This is a genomic window from Levilinea saccharolytica (genome assembly GCF_001306035.1).
Taxonomy (GTDB): Bacteria; Chloroflexota; Anaerolineae; order Anaerolineales; family Anaerolineaceae; genus Levilinea; species Levilinea saccharolytica.
Genome location: NZ_LGCM01000028.1, coordinates 1 through 22,443, shown reverse-complemented (window position 1 = coordinate 22,443; position 22,443 = coordinate 1). Strand labels below are relative to the sequence as shown.

Annotated in this window: 18 protein-coding genes and 2 tRNA genes; 10 read left to right on the top strand and 10 right to left on the bottom strand. The window is 59.5% G+C overall.

The features are described 5' to 3' along the window. The first annotated feature begins 17 nt into the window (after positions 1-17). Positions 18-2,084 carry a choice-of-anchor J domain-containing protein gene (locus ADN01_RS07295; RefSeq protein WP_062418736.1) on the top strand — a complete coding sequence of 689 codons (2,067 nt, stop codon included), beginning with the start codon at positions 18-20 and terminating at the stop codon, positions 2,082-2,084. Positions 2,085-2,186: 102 nt separating this feature from the next. Here the strand turns inward: ADN01_RS07295 and ADN01_RS07290 are convergent, their stop codons facing one another. Both ADN01_RS07290 and ADN01_RS07285 read right to left on the bottom strand, forming a co-directional pair. Continuing rightward, positions 2,187-2,420: a YtxH domain-containing protein gene (locus tag ADN01_RS07290; RefSeq protein WP_062418735.1), complete on the bottom strand. Its 234-nt coding sequence runs from the start codon at positions 2,418-2,420 to the stop codon at positions 2,187-2,189. 21 nt (positions 2,421-2,441) lie between these two features. Next, positions 2,442-3,455, bottom strand: a complete 1,014-nt coding sequence (locus ADN01_RS07285; RefSeq protein ID WP_062418734.1) for a phosphatase PAP2 family protein — start codon at positions 3,453-3,455, stop codon at positions 2,442-2,444. A 55-nt stretch (positions 3,456-3,510) separates the two neighbouring features. Here ADN01_RS07285 and ADN01_RS07280 point away from each other — a divergent pair, with 55 nt between their 5' ends. Together ADN01_RS07280 and ADN01_RS07275 are read left to right on the top strand one after the other, a co-directional pair. After that, complete coding sequence (locus ADN01_RS07280) at positions 3,511-5,847, top strand: transglutaminase family protein (RefSeq protein WP_160318397.1); 2,337 nt, start codon at positions 3,511-3,513, stop codon at positions 5,845-5,847. Positions 5,848-5,854: 7 nt separating this feature from the next. After that, positions 5,855-7,606: an adenylate/guanylate cyclase domain-containing protein gene (locus ADN01_RS07275; RefSeq protein WP_062418732.1), complete on the top strand. Its 1,752-nt coding sequence runs from the start codon at positions 5,855-5,857 to the stop codon at positions 7,604-7,606. Here the strand turns inward: ADN01_RS07275 and ADN01_RS07270 are convergent. The 5 genes from ADN01_RS07270 to ADN01_RS07250 all read right to left on the bottom strand — a co-directional run bounded on the left by ADN01_RS07270 (position 7,603) and on the right by ADN01_RS07250 (position 11,778). Continuing rightward, entirely contained in the window at positions 7,603-8,712 is a 1,110-nt protein-coding gene (locus tag ADN01_RS07270) for a M20/M25/M40 family metallo-hydrolase (RefSeq protein WP_062418731.1), read from the bottom strand. The genes ADN01_RS07275 and ADN01_RS07270 overlap by 4 nt on opposite strands. Then, positions 8,709-9,728, bottom strand: a complete 1,020-nt coding sequence (locus ADN01_RS07265; RefSeq protein WP_062418730.1) for a carbohydrate kinase family protein — start codon at positions 9,726-9,728, stop codon at positions 8,709-8,711. The genes ADN01_RS07270 and ADN01_RS07265 overlap by 4 nt, the downstream gene beginning before the upstream one ends. A 72-nt stretch (positions 9,729-9,800) precedes the next feature. Then, positions 9,801-10,013, bottom strand: coding sequence for a hypothetical protein (locus ADN01_RS07260; protein WP_062418729.1), 213 nt, complete (start codon positions 10,011-10,013; stop codon positions 9,801-9,803). Positions 10,014-10,035: 22 nt separating this feature from the next. After that, positions 10,036-10,473: a hypothetical protein gene (locus ADN01_RS07255; protein WP_062418728.1), complete on the bottom strand. Its 438-nt coding sequence runs from the start codon at positions 10,471-10,473 to the stop codon at positions 10,036-10,038. A gap of 27 nt (positions 10,474-10,500) precedes the next feature. Continuing rightward, positions 10,501-11,778, bottom strand: a complete 1,278-nt coding sequence (locus tag ADN01_RS07250) for a malic enzyme-like NAD(P)-binding protein (RefSeq protein WP_062418727.1) — start codon at positions 11,776-11,778, stop codon at positions 10,501-10,503. 520 nt (positions 11,779-12,298) lie between these two features. On the opposite strand from ADN01_RS07250, the gene ADN01_RS07245 reads away from it, so the two are divergent. After that, entirely contained in the window at positions 12,299-12,967 is a 669-nt protein-coding gene (locus ADN01_RS07245) for a regulatory protein RecX (RefSeq protein ID WP_062418726.1), read from the top strand. A 2-nt stretch (positions 12,968-12,969) separates the two neighbouring features. Continuing rightward, positions 12,970-14,508, top strand: a complete 1,539-nt coding sequence (gene rny / locus ADN01_RS07240) for a ribonuclease Y (RefSeq protein WP_062418725.1) — start codon at positions 12,970-12,972, stop codon at positions 14,506-14,508. Between the two features lie 72 nt (positions 14,509-14,580). Here the strand turns inward: rny and ADN01_RS07235 are convergent, their stop codons facing one another. Genes ADN01_RS07235 through ADN01_RS07225 form a run of 3 tightly spaced genes read right to left on the bottom strand, consistent with a single transcriptional unit; the run spans position 14,581 to position 17,522 of the window. After that, positions 14,581-15,213: an MBL fold metallo-hydrolase gene (locus ADN01_RS07235; protein ID WP_062418724.1), complete on the bottom strand. Its 633-nt coding sequence runs from the start codon at positions 15,211-15,213 to the stop codon at positions 14,581-14,583. Next, on the bottom strand, positions 15,203-16,378 hold the full coding sequence (locus ADN01_RS07230; protein WP_062418723.1) for an MFS transporter: 1,176 nt from the start codon (positions 16,376-16,378) through the stop codon (positions 15,203-15,205). Before ADN01_RS07230 ends, ADN01_RS07235 begins: the two co-directional genes overlap by 11 nt. A 37-nt stretch (positions 16,379-16,415) precedes the next feature. Beyond that, positions 16,416-17,522 carry a M24 family metallopeptidase gene (locus tag ADN01_RS07225; RefSeq protein WP_062418722.1) on the bottom strand — a complete coding sequence of 369 codons (1,107 nt, stop codon included), beginning with the start codon at positions 17,520-17,522 and terminating at the stop codon, positions 16,416-16,418. 176 nt (positions 17,523-17,698) lie between these two features. Here ADN01_RS07225 and ADN01_RS07220 point away from each other — a divergent pair. The 5 genes from ADN01_RS07220 (at position 17,699) to ADN01_RS19240 (ending at position 22,328) form a co-directional block, all read left to right on the top strand. After that, positions 17,699-17,771: transfer RNA gene (locus tag ADN01_RS07220), tRNA-Ala, on the top strand. A 65-nt stretch (positions 17,772-17,836) separates the two neighbouring features. Continuing rightward, positions 17,837-17,909 (top strand) — tRNA-Ala (locus ADN01_RS07215). 335 nt (positions 17,910-18,244) lie between these two features. Further along, on the top strand, positions 18,245-20,701 hold the full coding sequence (gene leuS, locus ADN01_RS07210; RefSeq protein ID WP_062418721.1) for a leucine--tRNA ligase: 2,457 nt from the start codon (positions 18,245-18,247) through the stop codon (positions 20,699-20,701). A 174-nt stretch (positions 20,702-20,875) separates the two neighbouring features. Continuing rightward, on the top strand, positions 20,876-21,556 hold the full coding sequence (locus ADN01_RS07205) for a creatininase family protein (protein ID WP_062418720.1): 681 nt from the start codon (positions 20,876-20,878) through the stop codon (positions 21,554-21,556). A gap of 334 nt (positions 21,557-21,890) precedes the next feature. Beyond that, positions 21,891-22,328, top strand: coding sequence for a hypothetical protein (locus ADN01_RS19240; protein ID WP_147239070.1), 438 nt, complete (start codon positions 21,891-21,893; stop codon positions 22,326-22,328). Positions 22,329-22,443 lie beyond the last annotated feature (115 nt).

Sequence of the window (22,443 nt, the reverse complement as noted above, 5' to 3'; positions counted from 1 at the left end):
ATAGAGGAGTTGACAAAATGAACTCGAAATGGGTAATCCTGATATTGGTCATTCTGAGTGTGCTGTGCTGTGTGTGTCTGATTGGTATGGCGCTCACCGGCGGCCTGGCGGCCTGGGGAATTACCCGGGCGGCTTCCACGGCGGTTTATGAGGAATTTCCGGCCCCGTCCCAGCTGCTAACAGACATGCCCTTTGATGAATTTGATTCTTTCCTGACGCCGGAGCCTTTCTCAAATGAACCGCAGGTCATTCCCACCCTGGTGCGGGAACCTGCTGACGCGGATGCGTATGAGACGCTGAACACGCTGAAAAACCAGATCGTGCCGAACAACGACATGCGCGAACTGGCTAAGCGGCTGGGAGGCAAAGGGGACATCCCTGAAGTGGTTCCACCTGCCGCTGAAGCGGCCAAACTGGGGGAAAAGCGTTCGTTTTGGGTGACGAATGTGGATACCAACGAGAATTTCCAGATCACCGGTGTGCTGCGCTACATTGGCACAAATCTGTATTTCTGGATTGAAGACGGGGTTTCCTATAACGAAAGAGAACTCAAGGATTTGAGTGAAGCCTTTGATACAAAGATTTACCCCACCAACCGCGAATTCTTCGGCAGCGAATGGAGCCCTGGGATTGATCAGGATCCGCGCCTGTATATTTTGCTGGCGGGTGGGCTGGGCAACAATCTGGCAGGGTATTTCTCCTCGGCGGATTCGGTGCACCCTCTGGCGCATGAATATTCCAACGCCCACGAGATGTTCCTGCTGAACGCCGATAATATTGAACTGGGGGAAGAATTTACCTATGGGGTGCTGGCGCACGAGTTCCAGCACATGATCCATTGGTATCGAGACCGCAACGAGGAATCCTGGCTGAACGAAGGTTTTTCGGAGCTGGCTTCATTCTTGAACAATTATGACCCAGGTGGTTTTGACATGGTGTTCATGTCGGACCCGGACCTGCAGCTGAACGATTGGCCCAATGACCCCAGCGCCACGGGGCCGCACTATGGGGCAGGGTTCCTGTTCGTGACTTATTTCCTCGACCGTTTGGGTGAAGAGGCCACGCGCATGTTAGTGGCTCACCCAGATAACGGCCTGGACAGCGTGGACACGGTTCTCACCGAACTGGGTAAAGTGGATCCCCTGACGGGCGAGCCGATGAGCGCGGATGAATTGTTCCGCGATTGGACAGTAGCTAATTACTTGCGCGATGACGATGTCGCGGACGGGCGCTATACCTATCATAATTATAAGAATGCACCGCAGGTGTATTCCTTTGAGCGCTTCAGCACCTGCCCCACCGGTGAACAATCCCGCGCTGTCAGCCAGTACGGCACGGACTATTTCGTGCTCTCGTGTAAAGGGGATGTGACCCTGAAATTTGAGGGTACGACTGAAGTGGGCGTACTGCCGGAACAGCCGTATTCGGGGCAATACGCTTTCTGGTCGAATAAGGGGGATGAATCGGACATGATGCTGACGCAAAAATTTGACTTCAGCGGCGTCAGCGGCGACTTGAAAATGAGCTTCCGCACCTGGTACGACCTGGAGAAGGATTACGATTATCTCTACCTGCTGGCCTCGAAGGATGACGGCCAAAGCTGGGAAATTGTGAAGACGCCTTCGGGCACGGATCAGGACCCTTCCGGCAACAGCTACGGATGGGCGTACAATGGGGTCACCAATGGGTGGATTGAAGAAACCGTGGACCTTTCGGCTTATGCGGGCCAGACGGTGACACTGCGATTTGAATATGTGACCGACGCGGCAGTGAACGGCGAAGGGTTTTTGCTGGACGATGTTTCCATCCCGGCTATTGCATATTTCTCGGATTTTGAAACCGATAACGGCGGCTGGGAGAGCGCTGGTTGGGTGCGCATTCAAAACCGGCTGCCGCAGACCTTTCTGCTGACGGTGGTCGAGGTAGGCGGCACAACGACGGTTGTTCCGGTAACGCTGGATGAGACCCTCTCGGCGGAAATTCCCTTGAGCTTTAGCTCCGGCACAAAGGAAGTGGTCATTGTGGTGAGCGGGACGACGCGCTTCACGCGTCAGACGGCCAGCTACCGCTTGAGCGTGGAATAACCACGCGCAGGGTGAAAATAACCACCAGCCTCACCGCGGTTTCGGGTGAGGCTGGTGGTTTTCTGGATGAATGGGAGAGCCTGTTTCAGGCTGCTGGGATGACTATTCCTGGGGAGCCGCTGGGGGCTTGGGGGCGCGCAGGCGCGTGAGTTCGTCTTCTAGTTCATCGCGTTTTTGTTGGGCGGCCAGAAGGATTTCCTGGCGAACCTGTTGGGTGTAATCGGTGATTTGGCTGCGCACCTGTTTGCCAGAAGCGGGGGCCAGCAACATGGCCAGGGCAGCGCCCAAAAGCCCGCCCGCCACCGCTCCAAACACAAAGGTAAAGAACTTCCGCATGATGATCTCCTTCAAAAAGCCTCAGGTTTTTTGGGTTGACTCCGGCCGCAAGATGGGGCTGGCTAACCCGAAACGCATAAATAATATGGGGGCCAGGGCAGATACCCAGACGCCAATGAGAGTATAACGCAAAAAGCGCAAAATGTAACTAATCAAATCTTCACCGCGAGGGAAGACTTGCCCCAGGCCAAACCATAGGGCCAGGAGGACGCCGCTGCCCAGGAGATAGCGCAGGGCTTTTTTCCACCACAGGCCGGAGGCGTCGAAACCGCCCTTGTGCTTGAGGAGAAAAGCGTAACCAGCGGTCATGCCGAAGAAGGTCCCAGCGATGGTGAAACTGCCGGAGCGTTCAAAGGGGGTGATGGGCTTTTCGGGCGCGGCCAACAGGGCGGCCTGGGCCCACTCGGCTGGATAGCCGCCGGGGCTGAGCAGGGCAATGGGCAGCTGCATGAGCAGTAGGAGAACCAGGGCGGCCGCGGCAGAAAGCAAAACCCAACGCTGCAAGGACTGGGGGCGCAGCCAATCGCAGACTGCTTTTTCCCAGCGGGTGAAGGCGATCACCAGCAGGGCGCCCAAAATCCAGCCGAGGAGGACATCCCGCACAAAGTGGACGCCGAGATAGAGGCGCGATAGACCGACGCCAAAGACGACCAACGAGAAAACCACCCACACCCAGCGGCGGTTGATTTTGGCGGCGGCCAGGCCCCACAGGCTGGCGGAATTTTGCGAATGGCCGGAGGGAACGCCAAAGGAGGTTTCGGCGGTGTAGGCAGTGACGCGCGGCTCGATCCAGTAGGGGCGGGGGCTGCGAAACAACACCTTAAAAAAGGCGTTGACGGCATTGCTGAGCATGAGCATCACGCCAATGCGAAAGCCGAGGCTGGCATTAACGCACCAAAAAAGGAAGGGCATTGCAAGCAAGAAAAATTCTTCGTTGCCTAAGAAGGTCAGCGCGCTCATCGGAATGGTAAGCCACGCCCCCAGGCTTTGAAGGAATACATTAACCTGCGCTTCGAGTTGAAGCCATAAATCCATGTGTGCCTCCTGAATGCAATTGACGAAATCGCTTAAGGTATTGTACACTCAACCCATGAAAACAACGAACCAGCGCTGGTGGGATCTCCCAGCTCTTTTTCTTTTATGGGCAGCCTTAATGATCGTCGCCTCGCGGTTAGAGGTTACGGGGTGGACGGAGAACCTGGGGCGGGCGAATCTTTTGGTGATGATCGCCTTTATATTGGGAGCTTTGCTGGGCCGCAGCCGTTTTAGCGGCGTATGGGTAGGGGTTTTCGCGGCAGCGTACAGCGCGTTCTTCATCCCCTGGCAGCTGGGACTGACCATGGAGGGCGGCGTACTATGGGGGGAGCGGCTGGCCAGCCTGGGCGGGCGGTTGGCGCAAACCACGCGCATATTCTTAAGCAATCAACCAGTATCGGATCCGGTTTTGTTTTTGCTATCCATGTACCTGCTGTTCTGGGGAGTAAGCCTGATCGCAGGGCTGCAAATGGTGCGCGAAGGGCGTCCCTGGCTGCCGCTGGTGGTGGCCGTGGTGATGTTCTTCATTTTTGATTATTATCACCCCTTTGCCGAGCACCGCGACCGCTACAGCGCATTCCTAACCCTGACGGTGGTGGTGTTGGTGGGGCGGATTTTCTTTTTGCGCTCACGCGCGGAATGGGGGAGCCAGGGGGTAGCGATGGACCTGGATACCGGCCAAAGCCTGACCTGGTCGGTGGTGGTGGTGGCGGCGCTGCTGGTGCTGGTTTCTTGGAATTTGCCGATGGTGTTTGAGACGATGACCCCGGGAACTGCGGCGCGCGAGCGTTTTTCTCAGGCGTGGATGGGCTTCCGCGAGCGGTTTTCCAATGCGTTTGCGGGTTTGCAGACGCCGGTTTCGGTGGTGAACGAGTATTTTGGCGACAAGCTGGAGCTGGGCACCGGAGCTATCCTGGGGGATGAGGAGGTTTTCCTGGTGGAAACCTCCATGCCTGAGCTGAGAAACGCGCGCTACTACTGGCGCGGGCACAGTTACAACTACTATGATGGGGTCAGCTGGCAAAACACCATCGCGGCCAAGGAACTGCTGCTGGCGCGGGACTGGCCTCTGACCCACCCGATACACCGCGGGCGAGTGGTGGTGGATTTGACCTTCACCCTGGAAAGCGAGACCGCCCGCACGCTGTACGTCCCCAATTACCCCGTGTCTGTGAGCCGCGCGGTACGCGTGACCGGGGATGTGCTGGAAGACAGCGAGACAGATGCTGTGGCCCTGGTTTCGGACACGGTACTGCGGCGGGGTGAGGTGCTGCGGGCGCGGGCTGAGGTCAGCCACCCCACCACCAACGAACTGCGCACGGCAGGGGTGGATTACCCCGAATGGCTGCGCACGCGCTATTTGCAGCTGCCGCAGAATTTTTCATCGAAGGTGGCAGAACTGGCTGAGGAGATCACCCGCGGGGCCGAAAGTCCGTATGATCAGGTGCAGGCGGTGACGCGCTACCTGCGCAAGGAAATCCGCTATCAGGCGGTGATTCCAGCACCTCCGGCGGGGGCGGACCCCATCGAGTGGTTCTTGTTTGAAAAGAAAGAAGGCTTCTGCAATTATTACGCGACCGCAGAAGTGCTGATGCTGCGCTCGCTGGGGATTCCGGCACGCTTGGGGGCGGGGTTTGCGCAAGGGACGTATGACGAAGACGCAGAAGTGTACCGCGTGCAGCGTATGGACGCGCACGCCTGGCCGGAAGTGTACTTCCCTGGAATTGGTTGGGTGGAATTTGAGCCGACGGTGTCGCAGCCGGAGCTCAACTTTTTTGAAGAGAGCAGCGTGCGCCCAGCCCAGCCCTCGGTTCCCGCAGCAGCCGCGGAAGATCGTGAGCGCGAAGGTCCCGATTTCGACCGCCTGGACCGCTTGATGGAAGAACGGGACGCAGAGGAGGAGGCCAACGCGGGCAGAGTGGAGGTGCGCGCCTGGGCTGCGGTGTGGATCGCAACCCTCCTTCTGGTGCTGGCGGGGTTGGTGTGGCGCTGGCTGAATTTAGGCGGGCGACTGAAGCCTTTCCCGGAATGGGTTGTGGGACGGCTGGTTCAGCGGGGGGTGCGCGTGCCGTGGATGCTGCATTATTGGGCGGCGCTGCGGCGAATGTCGCGCATGGAAAAGATTTACAGTGTGGTGCCGTTTAGTTTAAAATTACTGCGGAGCGGAAACCCAAGTTTGCTGACTCCGGCAGAACAGGTGCGGGAACTGGTAAAATGGGTACCACAGGCAGAGACGGCTGGGGCGGTATTATTGGAAGAGGCCCAAAAGGCCATTTTTAGCCAGTCTGCCTACGATCTTGAACGCGCCCGCAAAGCGCGGCGAGAAATCTGGTTGAAAGTGATTCCTGTCTGGCTGCGGTACCAACTGCGGCGGATCCCAAGAGAGGGCTAAAGCCTGTATGGAACTGAATATTCCCGATTCATTGACCTTCACTTCGCTGGATCAAAAACTGGTGCACCTGGACGGTTTACTGAAGAACATCCAGGATACCCTGACCAAGGTGCGCCCGGCCTCTCTGCCGACTTTTGTGTATGAGGGCGTGACCCAATTGGCGGGTTCGTTGGGCCAGATCCGTAAACAGGTGAGCACTCTGGAGGATGAGCGCCGCAGTCTGCGGGCTTTGGCCCAAATCGGGTATTACGTCAATTCTTCGCTGGAGCTGCGGGAAGTTTTGCAGCTGGTGATGGACACCATCATCCGCATTTCGCGCGCAGAACGCGGCTTTCTGATGCTGCACAACCCGGAAGGGGAACTGGTGATCCAGGTGGCGCGTAATTGGGTGCAGGAATCGATTGACCCTTCGGAATTCGAGATTAGCCGCACGGTGATCTACCGGGTGGTGAACGATGGACTGCCGCTGCTGACCACCAACGCGCAGGAAGATCCGCGCTTTACCGGGCAGAACAGCGTGGTGGCCTACAATTTGCGCTCCATTTTGTGCGTGCCGCTGAAAGCGCGGGATGAGATGATCGGGGTGATCTACGCCGACAACCGCATCCGCAGCGGGATGTTTACGCAAAAAGATCTGGACATGCTTTCGGCTTTTGCCAACCAGGCCGGGGTGGCCATTGAGAACGCGCGTCTGTTTGAATCGGTGCGGCGCACCCTGGCGGAGGTGACGGAGCTGAAGAATTTGATGGACAATGTGTTCGCCTCAATGGCCAGCGGGGTGCTGACCGCAGATGTGGAAGAGCGGGTGATGATGTGCAACCGGGCGGCGGCCACCATCTTGGGGCGGGCTTCAACAGAGATTGTGGGCCACGACCTGAAGGAAACCCTGCCGCGGCTGGCCCCTTTGATCGAGCCGCACTTACAGCGGGTGATGAAAACAGATCAGCAGGTGTTGGGCCTGGAAACCAACGCCATTCAGACCCCGCGCGGGATGGTGGATTTGCGCATGTCTTTGACGCCTTTGAAGGACGTGCAGCAGGTGACGCAGGGGGTGGCGATTGTTCTGGAGGATTTAACCGAGAAAAAGAAGCTGGAAGCCCAGCGGCGCTTGTTTGAACGCATGGTTTCTCCGGCAGTGATTGAACAGTTGAACCCCGACCGGCTGCACCTGGGCGGGCGGCGCACGGAGATCACGGTTTTGTTTGCGGATATCCGCGGGTTCACCGGTTTTAGTGAAAGCCTGTCCCCGGAGGGACTGGTGGCGGTATTGAACCGCTACCTGGCCTCTGCCGCAGAAGCGGTTTTGCATGAAGACGGCACGGTGGATAAGTTTCTAGGCGATGCGGTGATGGCCTGGTTCAACGCCCCCATCCCTCAGGAGGATCATATCATCCGCGCGCTGCGGGCAGCGATCCAGATTCGCGAGTCGTTGAATGCGCTGCATGCCACCATGCGGGAGGATATGCATCTGTCCTTCGGCATTGGCATTCACACCGGCGACGCGGTGTTGGGGTTGGTGGGCACAGAAAAACGCCTGGAGTACACCGCCATTGGCGATTCGGTGAACACGGCCAAGCGCATTCAGGAAAATGCCGGCCCCGGGCAGATTTTGATCAGCCAGGCAACCTACGCGCAGGTGATGGATCTTGTGGAAGTGCGGCCGGTCGATGCGATTAACGCCAAAGGCAAGCGCGAACCGGTGGTGGTGTATGAACTGGTGGGACTGCGTGAAGATGCGGGCGCGGAGGCTGGCGGTTAGGCCGTTTGCCAGGCCTGGGTGAGCAGGGTGAGCACCTGACGGAACCCGATGGAAATTGGATCCAGGGCGATCCATTCTTGCAGGGTATGGGCGCTGCCGCCGTGCGTGATGCCAACGCAAACGGAAGGCAAGCCGAGGCTGAGGGGGATATTGGCTTCGGTGGAAGCAATCGAGAGGTAAACCGGCTGTCCGCATTCGGTGAGCGCACGCACGGCCAACTGCACCAGGGGGTGCGATTCGGGGATTTCTCCCGCGGGACGGCTGCCAATTTCAATCGTATCAATCTCGATTCCAGGGCGCTGAGCGTTCTGGATGAGGTTTTGCACGGCCTGGATGAGTTGTCCCAGGCTTTGCGGGTTTTCGGAGCGCAGGTCTAATTCCAGGCTGGCCTGTGAGGCGATGGAATTGACCGAGATGCCGCCGCTGATTTTGCCAACGTTGAGGCTGGTGCGCGGTTTGGTGGGAATGGGGATTTGGGTGAAGGCGGTGACCAGTTGGGCGATGGCGTGAATGGCGGAGGGGGAGCCGTAATCGGCCCAGGAGTGTCCCCCGGCGGTGCGCACGGTGATCTGATAGCGCTGCACACCCAGGCCGCGGTGAAACACGCTGCCCAGGCCCATGCCTTCCAGGTGGATATAGGCCACGGGCTTGGCCTGGAAACGCTCAACCACGGCGCGCACGCCGGAAAGGTTGCCGAGGCCCTCTTCGCCCACCGTGGCAGCAAACCAAAGATCTCCCGGGGGGATGAAGCCGTTTTCTCTGAGCCATAAAACGGCATGGGTCATGGCGGCCACGCCGAGGGAATTATCGCCGATGGCGGGGCCGAGCAAGCGGTCAGCTTCGCGGGTGAGAGTCAGGTCTGTGCCCAGGGGATGGACGGTGTCGGCATGGGCGGTGAGCACCAGAGGGCGGCCGCCGCTGCCCGGTAAACAGGCCAAAAGATTGCCGGCGGCATCCATTTGGATGGCCCCGAACCCCAGGTTTTGCCACAGGCCGCGCAGAAATTGCAGGCGGGGCTGTTCGTTGAAGGTGGGCGCGGGAATTTGCTGGAGTGTGCAGGCCAGTTCCAGTATCTGAGCGGTGGTTTGGGAAGAAAATTCGATCATGCGCGGCGGGCCAAGGTTCGTAGGTTATCCAGGCGGGCCTGGGCTAGCCCGGGCATGGCGTCCAGCGCATAGAAAGGTCCGCTGCCTTCGATGACCATCGAGGCAGAGACCGCGCCGTACAGGGCGGCTTCCAGCGGGTCATAGGCGGTGCAGTACCCGGCAAGAAACCCGCCGCAAAAGGCATCGCCCACACCGGTGGGGTCCACTGGCGCGGCGGGATAGTTGGGGATGATCCAGCGCGACTGGGTGCTGCTGTCAAAGAGCCAGTACCCGTTGCCGCGGCGGCGAATGACCACAATTTCACAGCCGTAGGCACAAATGGCCGCGGCCATTTCCCACAGATCCAGCGAGCGCCCCTGGAAAAGGGAGGCGAGCTGATCCTGGGTGGGCAGGAAGGCGGTCAACCCTTTGACCAGCAGGGGGATATCATCCCAAAAGATGGGGCTCATGTAGCCCGCGGAAGGGTCGAGGGTGATGGTGGTGGTGTTGCCCTGGCGAAAGTGGGAGGTGAGCAGGGCGTGGTTGAGGAATTCCAGCGGGCCGACGTGCAAAGCGGTGGCGTCGCGGTAATCTTCGGGAATGTCGCGCAGCTGGACGGCATGAGGGGAGGGGCGAGTGCGGCTGTCGGGCTGGTTGGGCGGGGGGGTATAGCCAAGCAGACCGCGGGGGAATGGTAGATCCAAACGTGAAAAATGAATGACGGGATTGTCGGTTTCAGGGGTGTTGAGGTCGGTGTAGGCGCAAAAGCTGCGCTGTTCGAGGGGATCCGTGGTGACGGCCACGCCGCGGGTATCCATGCCGTAGGCGGAGGCTTTCTCCAACCAGGCGCTGGGGTAATCTTCGCTGACGCGGGAGAGCAGGCCGAGGTTGGTTTCCCAGATGCGCAGGCCGGCGGCGGAATAGAAAAGACCCCCTCCGGGGATATCCAAATGGGCTTTCCCATCGGGCAAAAGCAGGTAATCGCGGCGGAGTTGACCGGCGAGAACAAAACGGATCACAGAATGGCTGGGCAGCATGACACCTCGTTCTCTAAAAAAACAAGCCCTGAAAAAGGGTTTGTTCAGGGCCTGTGGGCTGCGGTGGAGCGTTTATTTTTTATCAGACATCATATCTGCCAGAAGGCGCAGCACCCCCAGCACGCCGAGGCCCACTTTGACGCCGTCTCCGGCGGTGAGGCGCGGGCGAGTTTCCAACTGTTCGGCGCGCTGCACCAGGATGGCGGCAGCGATGGTGCCGGTGACCGCGCCGATGAGGGCGCCGAGGGCGATGGTGCGGAACTTCCACTGATCTTGATTTTCCATAAGATCCTCGCTGTGCGAAAGGTTACCGTTTTGCGGTTGGAGTGAGGCCGCGAATCAAGGCGGCGGCTGCTGCGCGCCAGGAGCGTGCTTGAATGAAGGGGCGGGCACTGCGGTTGGCAACTTGCAGCAGCCAGGCTGACAGCCGGTACATGGCCGCGCGCAGCCGCAGGGATTGCACGGGCAGCCAGCCGAGGAGTTGACTCACCCCGTAGATGAGCAGCACCAGGAGGACCAACCCCAGCAGGCCAAAGAGCAAATTTGGCAAAATCAGGAAGATGAGGGAGATGCTGGCCCAATGCGTGCCCTGGAGCGGGTCACGGCTGGCGGTCAGCGCACCCCACACCGCCAGGGCGACAAACAAGAGGAGAACCCCGGCGAGGGGAACCCAAATTTGCCAGAGGATGCGCCGCCGGTGTTGGGCGGCGGTGGAAAGAGGCGGGGTAGGGGCGCGGTTTTCCATAGGGTTATTGTAGCATGATTTTTGTGATTATTCAGCAGGCATCCCAGCGGCCAGCCGCTGGCGGTACGCTTCCAAATCCAGGGCGCGGCGGGCGACACCGCTTTCGATAGCAGCCTGGGCCACCGCGGCGGATTCCCACAGGCTGACGCGCGGGTCGAGCGGTTTGGGGACGATGTAATCTTTGCCGTATTCGAGATGATCCAGATGGTAGGCGCGCAGCACCTGGGCGGGGATGGGCTCTTTGGCCAGGGCGGCCAGAGCATGAGAGGCGGCGATTTTCATCTCGTCGTTGATGCAGCGCGCGCGGGCATCCAGCGCGCCGCGGAAGATGAAGGGGAAACCCAGCACGTTGTTGATCTGGTTAGGGTAATCGGAACGGCCGGTGGCCACGATGCCGCCTGGGCAGCAGGAATGGGCGATTTCGTAGCGGACTTCGGGGTCGGGGTTGGCCATGGCGAAGACGATGGGGTCGCAGCGCATGGAACAGAGCATATCTTCGTCCACCAGGTTGGCGGCGGACAGGCCGATGAAGACATCTGCGCCGCGGATGACCTCACGCAGCGAGGCGGGACGATCGCCCTGGGCAAATTCGGCCTTCTGCGGGAACATTTCTTCGGGGCGGCCGTGATAGACCAGACCGGCGATATCGCACATCCAGATATTCTCACGGGGCACGCCGATTTTGACCAGCTGGCGGGCACAGGAGATGCCGGCGGCGCCCGCGCCGGAGAAAACCACCTTGATCTCATCTATCTTGCGTTGGGTCAATTCGAGGGCGTTGATGAGGGCTGCGCCGAGGATGATGGCGGTGCCGTGCTGGTCGTCGTGAAAAACGGGGATGTCCAACATGGCCTGCAGGCGGGTTTCGATCTCAAAACATTCGGGGGAGCGGATGTCTTCCAGATTGATGCCCCCGAAGGTGGGGGCGATTGCGGCCACGGTTTGGATGAACACTTCGGGGTCGAGGGTGTTGACTTCGATGTCGAACACGTCAATATCGGCAAATTTCTTGAAGAGGACGCCTTTGCCTTCCATCACCGGTTTGGAAGCCAGCGCGCCGCGGTTACCCAGGCCCAGGATGGCGGTTCCGTTGGAGATGACGGCCACCAGGTTGCCGCGGTTGGTGTATTCATAGGCCAACTCTGCATCCTGTTCAATTTCGAGAACGGGGTAGGCCACACCGGGGGTATAGGCCAGGCTGAGATCGCGCTGGGTGGCAAGGGGTTTGGTGGGGACCACCTGCAATTTGCCGGGGCGGCCATTGAGATGGTGATATTCCAGGGCTTCTTCACGGGTGACGGCCATTGGGATGTCCTTTGTGAGGATAGAAAAGCGAGATATTTTGATTGTACTCCAGTTTTTGGCTACACAGAACGCGCGCGCCGCAGCATGTGTACAAAAAAATAGACGAAATGATTAAAATCTTGTATAATAGTAATTGTCTAGATTAGCTTTCTTTTTTGCGATCTGATTAACCGGTTGAAATGGCTGATAAGTCTGGCAGCGACAGGAATTGTAATTCCACTCCGAGGGGAGTGTTGGTTTGTAAGGGTCATTTAGAAGCGGTCACGTTCAAGGTTTGAGAACGCGTTCTTGCAGAAAAAGCGAACACTGTGGGAAGCGGGACGACCAGGATAACAGCATAAGGTGTAATCAAGCCCATGCCTCAACGCGATCAGGCAAGCAGCGCTTTTGAATGTCCAACCTGCTGAGTGTTACCGGCAGGTAAGCGTTTTTTCGTACCCCTCGGATGGATAGGCCATCCTGAATAGCCGTTCTATCTCAGCCGTGACGATCGGAAGCGTTCACGGCTGCGCGTTTTAATATGACGAAGAAGATCACGGCCCTTAAAGTACAAAAACGCAACCCAAATCGGGTCAATGTTTACCTGGATGGGGAGTACGCGTTTGGGCTGGCGCGGATTACAGCGGCCTGGCTGCAAGTGGGACAGGAACTTGGGGATGAAAAAATTGCAGAGCTGCAAGGGCAAGACACCTACGAGGTAGCTTACCAGCGGTCTTTGCTGTTCTTGAGTTACCGTCCGCGCTCACAGGCCGAGGTGGAACAGCGTTTGCGCAAGCACGGATATGAGGGGCCGGTGATTGAGGCGACTGTGGAACGCCTGACCAACAGCGGGCTGATCGGAGATGAACAGTTCGCCCGCCTTTGGGTTGAAAATCGAAGCGCTTTTCGACCGCGCAGCCGCGCCATGCTGCGCGCGGAGCTGCGCCATAAAGGGGTCGCAGAAGAAGCAATCCTGTCTGCTTTAGAAGAAGCCACCGATGAAGAAGAACTGGCATACCAGGCCGGGCTGAAGCGTGCCCGCCGCTGGGCCGGGCTGGAGTGGAACGAGTTTCGAGAACGGTTGAGCGCGTATCTAGCGCGCAGGGGCTTTGTTTTCGAGACGACGGCTTCAGCAGTCCGACGCATTTGGGAAGAAATTCAGGCCTCTGAGGCGGAACCCACTTTCGGAAATGAGGATGAGAGATGCTGACTATGAATGGACTATCCCCGCTGGTGTTAATTCTTTTGATTGTATTTGATATCTTGATTGTGGTCGGTGTGGCCTATTTCGCCACACGTTTTCTGTTGGACCGATTTAAGAAGGAAGAATCGGCGAAGCTGGAGGTTGTACTTTCGAACGCCAAGGAAAAAGCCCGAACCATAGAATTAGAGGCGAAAGATAAGGCGCTGAAGTCGCTGCAGGAAGGTGAAAGTGAAATCAACCGGCGGCGGCAGGAGCTTTCTCGCGAGGAAGAACGCCTGCAAAAGCGCCGCGCAGAACTGGATCACAAAGTGGAACGGCTGGAACAACGCGAAATAGCCCTGAACAAACGCCAAAGTTCGGTGGATAAGCGCGTGAACGATGTGGAGAAGATGTATAACGACCAGCTGGTTGAACTTCAGCGCGTGTCGCAGATGACGGTGGAAGAGGCGCGTAAGGAACTGCTGGAATCGGCGGAAAAAGAGGCACGCAACGATATGGCGCGCATTATTCGCCAGATTGAGGCTGAGGCGCGCCAGGAAGGCGAAAAGCGAGCGCGGGAGCTGATCGCAGATGCCATCCAACGGGTGGCGTCGGAGCATGTTTCCGAAGTGACCACTTCGCTGGTTTCTCTGCCCAATGAAGAGATGAAGGGGCGCATCGTAGGCCGCAACGGGCGCAACATCCGCGCCTTTGAACAGGCAGCTGGTGTGGACGTGATCGTGGATGATACCCCGGAAGCTGTGACGGTGTCTTGTTTTGATCCGGTGCGGCGTGAAGTGGCGCGGCGGGCTTTGGACCGGCTGATTTTGGACGGCCGCATTCACCCGGCGCATATTGAGAAAATTTTGGCCGAAGAACAACGCGAAGTGGACCGCGCCATTGTGGAAGCGGGCGAGCAGGCGGCCTACGAGGCCAACGTGCCTGGGCTGCACCCTGAGATCTTAAAGGTGCTGGGGCGGCTGCGCTACCGCACTTCTTACGGCCAGAACCAACTGGCGCACGCGGTGGAAGTTTCGAAACTGGCCGCAATCATCGCCCTGGAATTGGGCGCGGACGTGGAGACGTGTAAGGCGGGCGGCCTGCTGCACGACCTGGGCAAGGCGATGGATCACAATACCGAAGGCACGCACGCTTCGATTGGCGCCGAATTTGCCCGGCGGCACGGGGTGAACGTCAAAGTGGTGAATACCATCGCTTCGCACCATCACGAGGTGGAGCAGGAGAGCGTGGAAGCGGTGATCGTGGAAGCGGCGGATGCCATTTCGGGCGCACGCCCGGGCGCTCGGCGCGAAGACCTGGAACAGTACATCAAACGCCTGCGCGCTTTGGAAGATATCGCCAATTCGCAGAAGGGCGTCAGCCAGAGCTATGCCATTCAGGCGGGGCGCGAAGTGCGCATTATCGTGCGGCCTGAGGATGTGGATGATCTGGCCGCGACGCGCCTGGCGCGGGATATCGCCCGCAAGATCGAAGAGACCATGCAGTATCCGGGTCAGATCAAGGTGACGGTGATCCGGGAGACGCGCGCGGTGGATTACGCCAAGTAAACCTTGTTTGTAAACGCAAACGGCTGCCGTGATTGCTTTCCGGCAGCCGTTTTTCTTTTAAGCGCATCTGGCTCAGACGTAGGGGTTTTCGTCCAGCTCTTCGCCCACGGTGGTTTGCGGGCCGTGACCGCTGAGCAGGACGGTTTCGGGCGGCAGGGTGTAGATGTGGTTGCGAATGGACTCCGCCAGGGCCTGCCCGTTGCCGCCGGGGAGGTCTGTGCGGCCCACGCTGCGGCGGAAGATCAGGTCTCCGGTGAAGGCAACATGATCCTGGGCGAAGATGAAGACCACGTGGCCGGGGGTGTGGCCGGGGGTGTGGCGCACGACAGCGGTGGAAGTGCCCACCGCGGCGGTTTGATCGGCCTGCCATAATAGATCGGGGTCGGGTCCGGCGTTGAAATGGTAACCCCAGGTGCCCGCGCCGCCGTCTTCGCGCCACAAGGGCAGATCCAGCGGGTGGAGGCCCACCGGAACCGGCGCGGGCAGGGCGGAGAGAATCTCTTTGACTCCGGCGATGTGGTCAAAATGGGCGTGGGTCAGCCAGACGGCCGACAGGCTGAGGCCGCGGGCGTGCAGGTCATCCAGCACCTTGCGCGCGCCGAAGGAGGGGTCAATGACGACAGCCTGGCGGGCGGCCTGATCGACGGCGCAGTAGGTATTATTGCTCAGAGAGCCGAGCACGTAGGTGAGGATTTCAATGGGCATGGGACTCCTCTTCCAGGGATAAGCCGTTTCGCTGGCGGGCGGCATGGCTGTGCAGGAGGCGGGGCAGGGACAGCACGCTGACCAACAGCACGGCGGTGATGGCCAGCAGGCCGTAGCTGTACATGGCGACGGGGTTCCATTCGTAGAGGATGCCGGCCAGGAAGGGGGCCAGGATGACGGAAAGGGCGTTGGCGGTTTCGATGAAGCCGTAGGCCAGGCCAATTTCACTGGGGTGCACCAGGTCGCGGGTGAGGGCCAGCACCATCGAACGGGAAAGGCGGTAGCCGCCGAAGAAGAAATAGCCGCCCGCAAAAGCCGGGATGACCTTGCCCACGCGGAAGAGCAGGGCGGCCAGGGCCACAAAGGTCTGGCCGATGATGAAGCCGGTGGAGGGGTGCAGGCTGCCCAAAACGAGGGCAAAGACGGCGTTCCCCAGGCTGCCGATGGAGCCCAGATAGCCGATGGCGCGCAGATCCAAGCCGATTTGATTTTGCAGGAAGTTGGGGGTCAGCGACAGGGGCAAGTACAGCACCGTCATGGAGGCGAACACCAGCCCCAGCATGACCAGGAAGGCGCGGTTTTGCAGCAGGCTGCCGTTCTTTACCACCTGGGTGTGGGGGGTGGGCTTTACTGGACGGATGCAGAGGATGACGGCCGAGGAAAGGAAGAAAATCCCCGCGGAAATCTTGTAGACCATGCTGAAGGAATACTGCTCGCCTACCCAGCCGCCGATGATGGGCCCGATGACCGCGCCCAGGTGGAACATGGCGGAGGGGAAGGTGAGGGCGCGCTGCACGGGCCAGGTGCCGCGCACGCGGGTGATGTAGCTGTTCATAGGGGCCAGAACGCTGGAGGTGAGGCCGTAGAGCAGGTAACCGGCCACAAACATGGGCAGCGAACCAGAAAAGGCCATGATGGTGGTGGAAATGGACCCCATGATCCAGGCGGCCCACATCAGCGGGCGCGGGCCGTAGCGGTCGGCCAGGTAGCCGCCGGGGATTTGCGCCAGGGTCATGGCGATGCCGTTGGCGCTGAGGATGGCGCCGATGATGAAGGGGGTGGCGCCCAGCTTTTCCAGATAGAGCGGCTGGAAATAGAAATACATGCCCTCGCCGACCCCCCAGGTGAACAGGGAAATAGAAACCAGCAGAAGGTCGCGGGTCATGAAAACGCTCCGATACGGAAGGTGGGCAGTCCGATCCTCATTCGAGGATGATCAGTTCGCGGGGGTAATCGCTGAGGCTTTGGCTGGCGTCAGCGGTGACGACGATGTCATCTTCAACGCGCACACCGCCGCGGTTGGGCAGGTAGATGCCCGGCTCGACGGTGTAGGCCATGCCCTCGGCCAGGAGCAGATCGTTCTCGGCGAACATGTAGGGCGGCTCGTGGCCTTCCATGCCCAGGCCGTGGCCGGTGCGGTGGGTGAAGTAGGGGCCGTAACCGGCGGCGTCGATCACCTGGCGGGCGGCGCGGTCCACATCCCCAGCCGGGACGCCGGGTTTTCCGGCGGCGCGCCCAGCGGCGTTGGCCGCCTGTACGGTTTCGTGGATGCGGCGTAGCTCAGGGTGGAGCTGGCCGATGGCGAGGGTGCGGGTGAGATCGGAGCAGTAGCCGCCGAAAGAAGCGCCCCAGTCAATGACGAGCAGATCGCCGAGCTGGAGGGGACGGTCGCTGGGGGCGGCATGGGGGTTGGCGCTGTTGGGGCCGCCTGCGACGATGGGGGCGAAGGGCATTTCAGAATCGGAACCGGCGCGCAGGAGCTGGATGGACAGCTCGGCGGCCACGGCGCGTTCGGTGACGCCCGGGTGGATGAAGGGCAGGGTGGCGTGGAAGGCGTTTTGGGCGATGACGGCTGCCTGACGCATGGCGGCGATTTCTTCGGCGTCCTTTTGGATGCGGAGCTGGTTGAGGATGGGTTCGGCGCTGACGAAGACGGCGCGGGAGGCAGCGTTTTGCAGGTAGGTCAGCTCCATGAAGCGCAGGCGGTTGGGTTCCACGCCGATTTTTGCGCCGGTGAGGCCGAACTGGGCGGCGGCGCGGGTGAAGACCTCGGGCCAGAGGGCGGGGTTATCGGGGAAGAGGAAATCGCGCAGGGCCAGACGGCTTTGGGCCAGTTTCCCGGCCTCCAGCTCGGGCAGGATGAGGGCGGGCTGGGCGCCGGGGACGATGATGAGGACGGTGGGGCGCTCCATGAGGTGAAAATTGAGACCGGTGAGATAGGTGAGGGTGGGGCCTGGGTTGAGCACCAGGGCGTCGAGGCCAGCTGAGCGGATGAGCGTTTCGAGACGTTGGTAGCGAGAAAGGGACATGATTACCTCCAGAGGAGATTATACGCAGAAAGAGGAAAAAGGGCAGGTGAGAAACGAAGGGAGTTGAAGACCTGCGTATAGCCAATATATTCTTGCCGAAAAAGTGGCTTTGGAAAGGCGGCGAAGTCTTGACAGGCGGGCATGGTTCGAGTAAAATCTTGGTTACGATGAAGTAAGGGCCTGTAGCGCAGTTGGGAGCGCGCTTCAATCGCACTGAAGAGGCCGAGGGTTCGAATCCCTCCAGGTCCACTGAGGGACGAGAACTCTGCAAGCAGAGATCGTTCTGAGAAGTTTAACAAACTGTCAGGAAATGAGGGCCCATAGCGCAGTTGGGAGCGCGTCTCAATGGCATTGAGAAGGCCGAGGGTTCGAATCCCTCTGGGTCCACTAATTAGAGAGTAGAGACGCCTGACGTTTTTACTCTCTCTTTGTTCATACGAACGGCGAATGCGGGAGTAGTAGGTCATTCACCAGCGAGTCGGGAAAGCCCGGTGGAAGCCCGACAACGGCGGATGTGAACCGCCAGAAGACAGAACTCGCCCGCTGCCCTGAGGGGCCAGCCGTTGAGGTGAAAGCAGTAACCTCAGCCGGGGTTCGCCCGTTATCGCGAGCCAGAGCGGCGCAGCGCCTTCCAGCGGCTGTGCAAGCAGGGTGGTACCGCGGAGAATCCTCCGTCCCTGATTGGGACGGAGTTTTTTTATCTGAAACAGGGAGCGTGCAGCATGGCAGAGTCACAAATTCCGGCGTATAACCCGGCAGAGATTGAAAAGAAGTGGCAGGCGCGGTGGGAGGCGGACGGCCTCTATCATTCAGATGTGGACCCGCAGCGGCCCAAGCACTATGCGCTGACGATGCTCCCGTACCCTTCCGGCGACCTGCACATTGGGCATTGGTTCGCGATGACCCCTTCGGACGCGCGCGCGCGGTACATGCGCATGAACGGCTACAACGTGATGTTCCCGATGGGTTTTGACGCCTTTGGCCTGCCCGCGGAAAACGCCGCCATTAAGAAAAATGTGCATCCCAAAGAGTGGACTTACCGCAACATCAACCGCATGCGCGATCAATTGAAGAGCATGGGCGCCATGTTTGACTGGCGGCGCGAGGCGGTGAGCGCGGACCCGAAATATTACCGCTGGACGCAGTGGTTCTTCGTTCAGCTCTATCAGCACGGGCTGGCGTATCACAAATTGAGCCCGGTGGATTGGTGCCCGACCTGCAACACCACCCTGGCGCGCGAGCAGGTGTGGGGCGACGACCGCCACTGTGAACGCTGCGGCACGCCCGTGATCAAGAAGAACCTGGACCAATGGTTCTTCCGCACCACCCGCTACGCGGACGAGCTGCTCTCCTACGAGGGCATCAACTGGCCGGAGCGCGTGCGCGTGCTGCAAACCAATTGGATCGGCCGCTCGGAAGGCGCGGTGGTCAAGTTCCACACGGAGCAGGGCGATGAGCTGGAAGTTTTCACCACTCGCCCCGACACGCTGTGGGGGGTGACCTTTATGGTGCTGGCCCCGGAACACCCGCTGGTGAAGAAGATCACCTCGGCGGAGCAAAAGGCGGCGGTGGAGCAATATGTGGCTGAAGCGGTGCGCCAGACAGATGTGCAGCGCGAGGCGACCGATAAGGAGAAAACGGGCGTGTTCACGGGCGGGTATGCGGTGAACCCGGTGAGCGGTGAGCGCATCCCCATCTGGACGGCGGACTATGTGCTGATGACCTACGGCACGGGCGCGATCATGGCCGTTCCGGCCCACGACCAGCGTGACTTTGAATTTGCGCGGCGGTTTGGCCTGGAGGTGCGCGTGGTGATCCAGCCGGAAGATATGGAAGCCCTGGATGGGGCCAACCTGACGGAATCGGTTCCGGCGCACGGCAAGATGGTCAACAGCGGCCCGATGAGCGGCACGCCCGGCGCAGAAGCCTTTGAACAGGTCTTGAAATACCTGGAGGCCAACGGCATGGGCAAACGGGCGGTGAATTACCGCCTGCGCGACTGGCTGATTTCGCGCCAGCGCTATTGGGGCGCGCCTATCCCGATGGTGCACTGCGAGAAGTGCGGTGTGGTGCCGGTGCCGGAGGAGCAGCTGCCGGTGATGCTGCCGGACGATGTGGAATGGCGGCCGACGGGTGAAAGCCCGCTGAAGCTGCACCCCACCTGGCGGCTGACCACCTGCCCGCAGTGCGGCGGGGCGGCCGAACGCGACACGGACACGATGGACACCTTCATGTGCTCGTCGTGGTATCACCTGCGCTACCTTAGCCCGGATTACGATCAGGGGCCGTTTGACCCGAAAGAATACGATTACTGGATGCCGGTGGACACCTACACGGGCGGCATTGAGCACGCCAACATGCATTTGATCTACACGCGTTTCTTCCACAAGGCCCTGCGGGATATGGGCATTGCGCATGGGGATGAGCCCATGCTGCAGCTGCGCAACCAGGGCATGGTCTTGGGCGAGGACTCGGAGAAGATGTCGAAGAGCCGCGGCAACGTGGTGGCGCCGGATGATCTGGTGCAGGCTTACGGAGCGGATGCGCTGCGCGCGTATTTGATCTTCTTCTCGCGCTGGGATCAGGGCGGGCCGTGGTCGAGCAGCGGCATTGACGGCACCTTCCGCTGGCTGCGGCGGGTGTGGGCGATGGTGGTGGAGCCGGTGGGCAAGGACGGCTTTGTGGATGAGAGCGCTGTGCGCGTGCTGCGGCGTAAGGTGCACCAGACGCTGCGGCGGGTGACGCACGATTATGAGCATTTTGAGTTCAACACGATCGTGTCGAGCCTGATGGAGCTGTCCAACGAGATGGCCCGCCTGAAACCGGCCACCTACGGCAGCCCGGCCTGGGGCGAGGCGGTGGATATTTACCTGCGCATGCTGTCGCCGGTGACGCCGCATATCGCCGAGGAACTGTGGGCTTACCTGGGCAAGAGCTATTCCATTCACACCCAAAGCTGGCCGGCGGTGGATATGGAAGCCGTGCAGGAAGATGAGATCACCGTGGTGGTGCAGGTGAACGGCAAGGTGCGCGGGCGGGTGACGCTGGCGGCGGACGCCAGCGAAGAAGCGGTGAAGGCGGCGGCCCTGGAAAACGAAGGGGTGGTGAAATTCCTGGAAGGCAAGACGCCGCGGCAGATCATCGTGGTGCCTAAGAAATTGATCAACATCGTGGTGTGAACACCCATGGCGGTGTAAACCCCCATCGTGGTGTAAATAATCAGGGCTGCGCCAAAAGAACGGGCGCAGCCCTTTTTTTGCCGGGAATTGGGCTTGCTTCCCCCGCTGTGGCAGGCTACACTTAACCGCAGGACAACATTGCGGGCGCCTGCGGCCCCGAAGGAGAAAACGAACATGCGTTACGAAGAACTGAACTGGATGGATGTGGAGAAATACCTGGAGAACGACGACCGGCTGATTTTGGTGTTGGGTTCGACCGAGCAGCACGGCTATTTGAGCCTGGCAACCGACGTGAAAATCCCTATGGCGGTGGCGGATGTGGTCAGCCAGCGCACGGGGGTGCTGGTGGCGCCGCCGCTGAATTACGGCATTACGCCCTATTTTGTGACCTACCCGGGCACGATCAGCGTGCGCACCAGCACGTATATCGCGATGGTGGAGGATATCGTGCGCTGTGTGTACCAGCAGGGCTTCCGGCGGGTGCTGGTGCTGAACGGGCACGGCGGGAATATGCCGGGGCAGTATGTGATGTGGGAGGTGATGAACGACTGCCCAGGGCTGAAAGTGAGTTGGTATTCGTGGTGGACTTCGAACAGCGTGTCGGCGGTGGCGATGAAATACGGCCTGGAGCCGGAACACGCCAACTGGCTGGAAGCTTTCCCCTTCACCAAGGTGACGGATCTGCCCCAGGGCGAAAAGACGCCGGTGCACGCCAAGGGGCTGATGAGCGCGGCCGAATCGCGTGAGGCCTACGGGGATGGGGCATTTGGCGGCAAGTATGAGGCCGACCCGGCCGTGATGGATGAGATGTTCGCGGCGGTGGTGCAGGATGTGATGTATTTGCTGGAGTTCTAAGGTGGGGTGAATTGCCGCGGCGCGGGCTTGGGATCACCAGCCCGCGCCCCTTTTTTTCGAGGGGGATTACGAGGGTCTGCCCCCTCAGGTCGGGTTTTACCGCGAAGCCGCGAAGGACGCCAAGGAGGGGCCGGGGAGATACTCCGTTTAATCGAGCGGGCAGGACGACCCCCGCCCTGGCATTTCATTGCGCGCCACGAAATGGTGAAGCGGTCCATAGGCTGTGATTTGTGAAATAAAAAAATGTCTGAAAAAATCCGATATCGAAGGCAATTATGTGATTTGATGGGATAATTTTGTAATTACTGTTGCTTTGTTATCAGGAGAAGAAACGATGAAAGCCAATCATCTAATACTTGTTATGCTGTTTTTCCTTTCCGCATGCACTCCGGTTGCACCGCCAGTACCGCCGGAAGCGCAGCCCCCAGCATCCACACCCACCGCGGCGCCGGAGCCTGTCCAGCCCACCCAAACAGCAGTTCCAACCGCTACATTAACGCCAACCATAACGCCCAACCCCGCACAGCAGATTGGATTGCCTGAGAACCTGAAGCAACAGTTTCCGCTTTCAGAAAGCCCGGAAAAATACTGGTCATTGTATGGCAATCCCGATGAAACTGGTTATCTTGCCAACTTCAACCAGCCCTCCGGCGATTTGATCATCGTCAGCGTTGTGACGTTTCGTTACTTAAACGGGGCAGGCGAAGCCGACTTTGTATACATCCCTGTTGCAGTCATCAACCCAAATAAAAAACTTTGCCTAGCCACCTGACACTTTAACAAAAGAATAGTTGATCGGCACCAGATCTCCACTAAAATAGGTTTTCCGGAAGCATTTTAGAAACGGAGTAAACCAATGCCGACCGACCTCCTTTATCATAACTGGT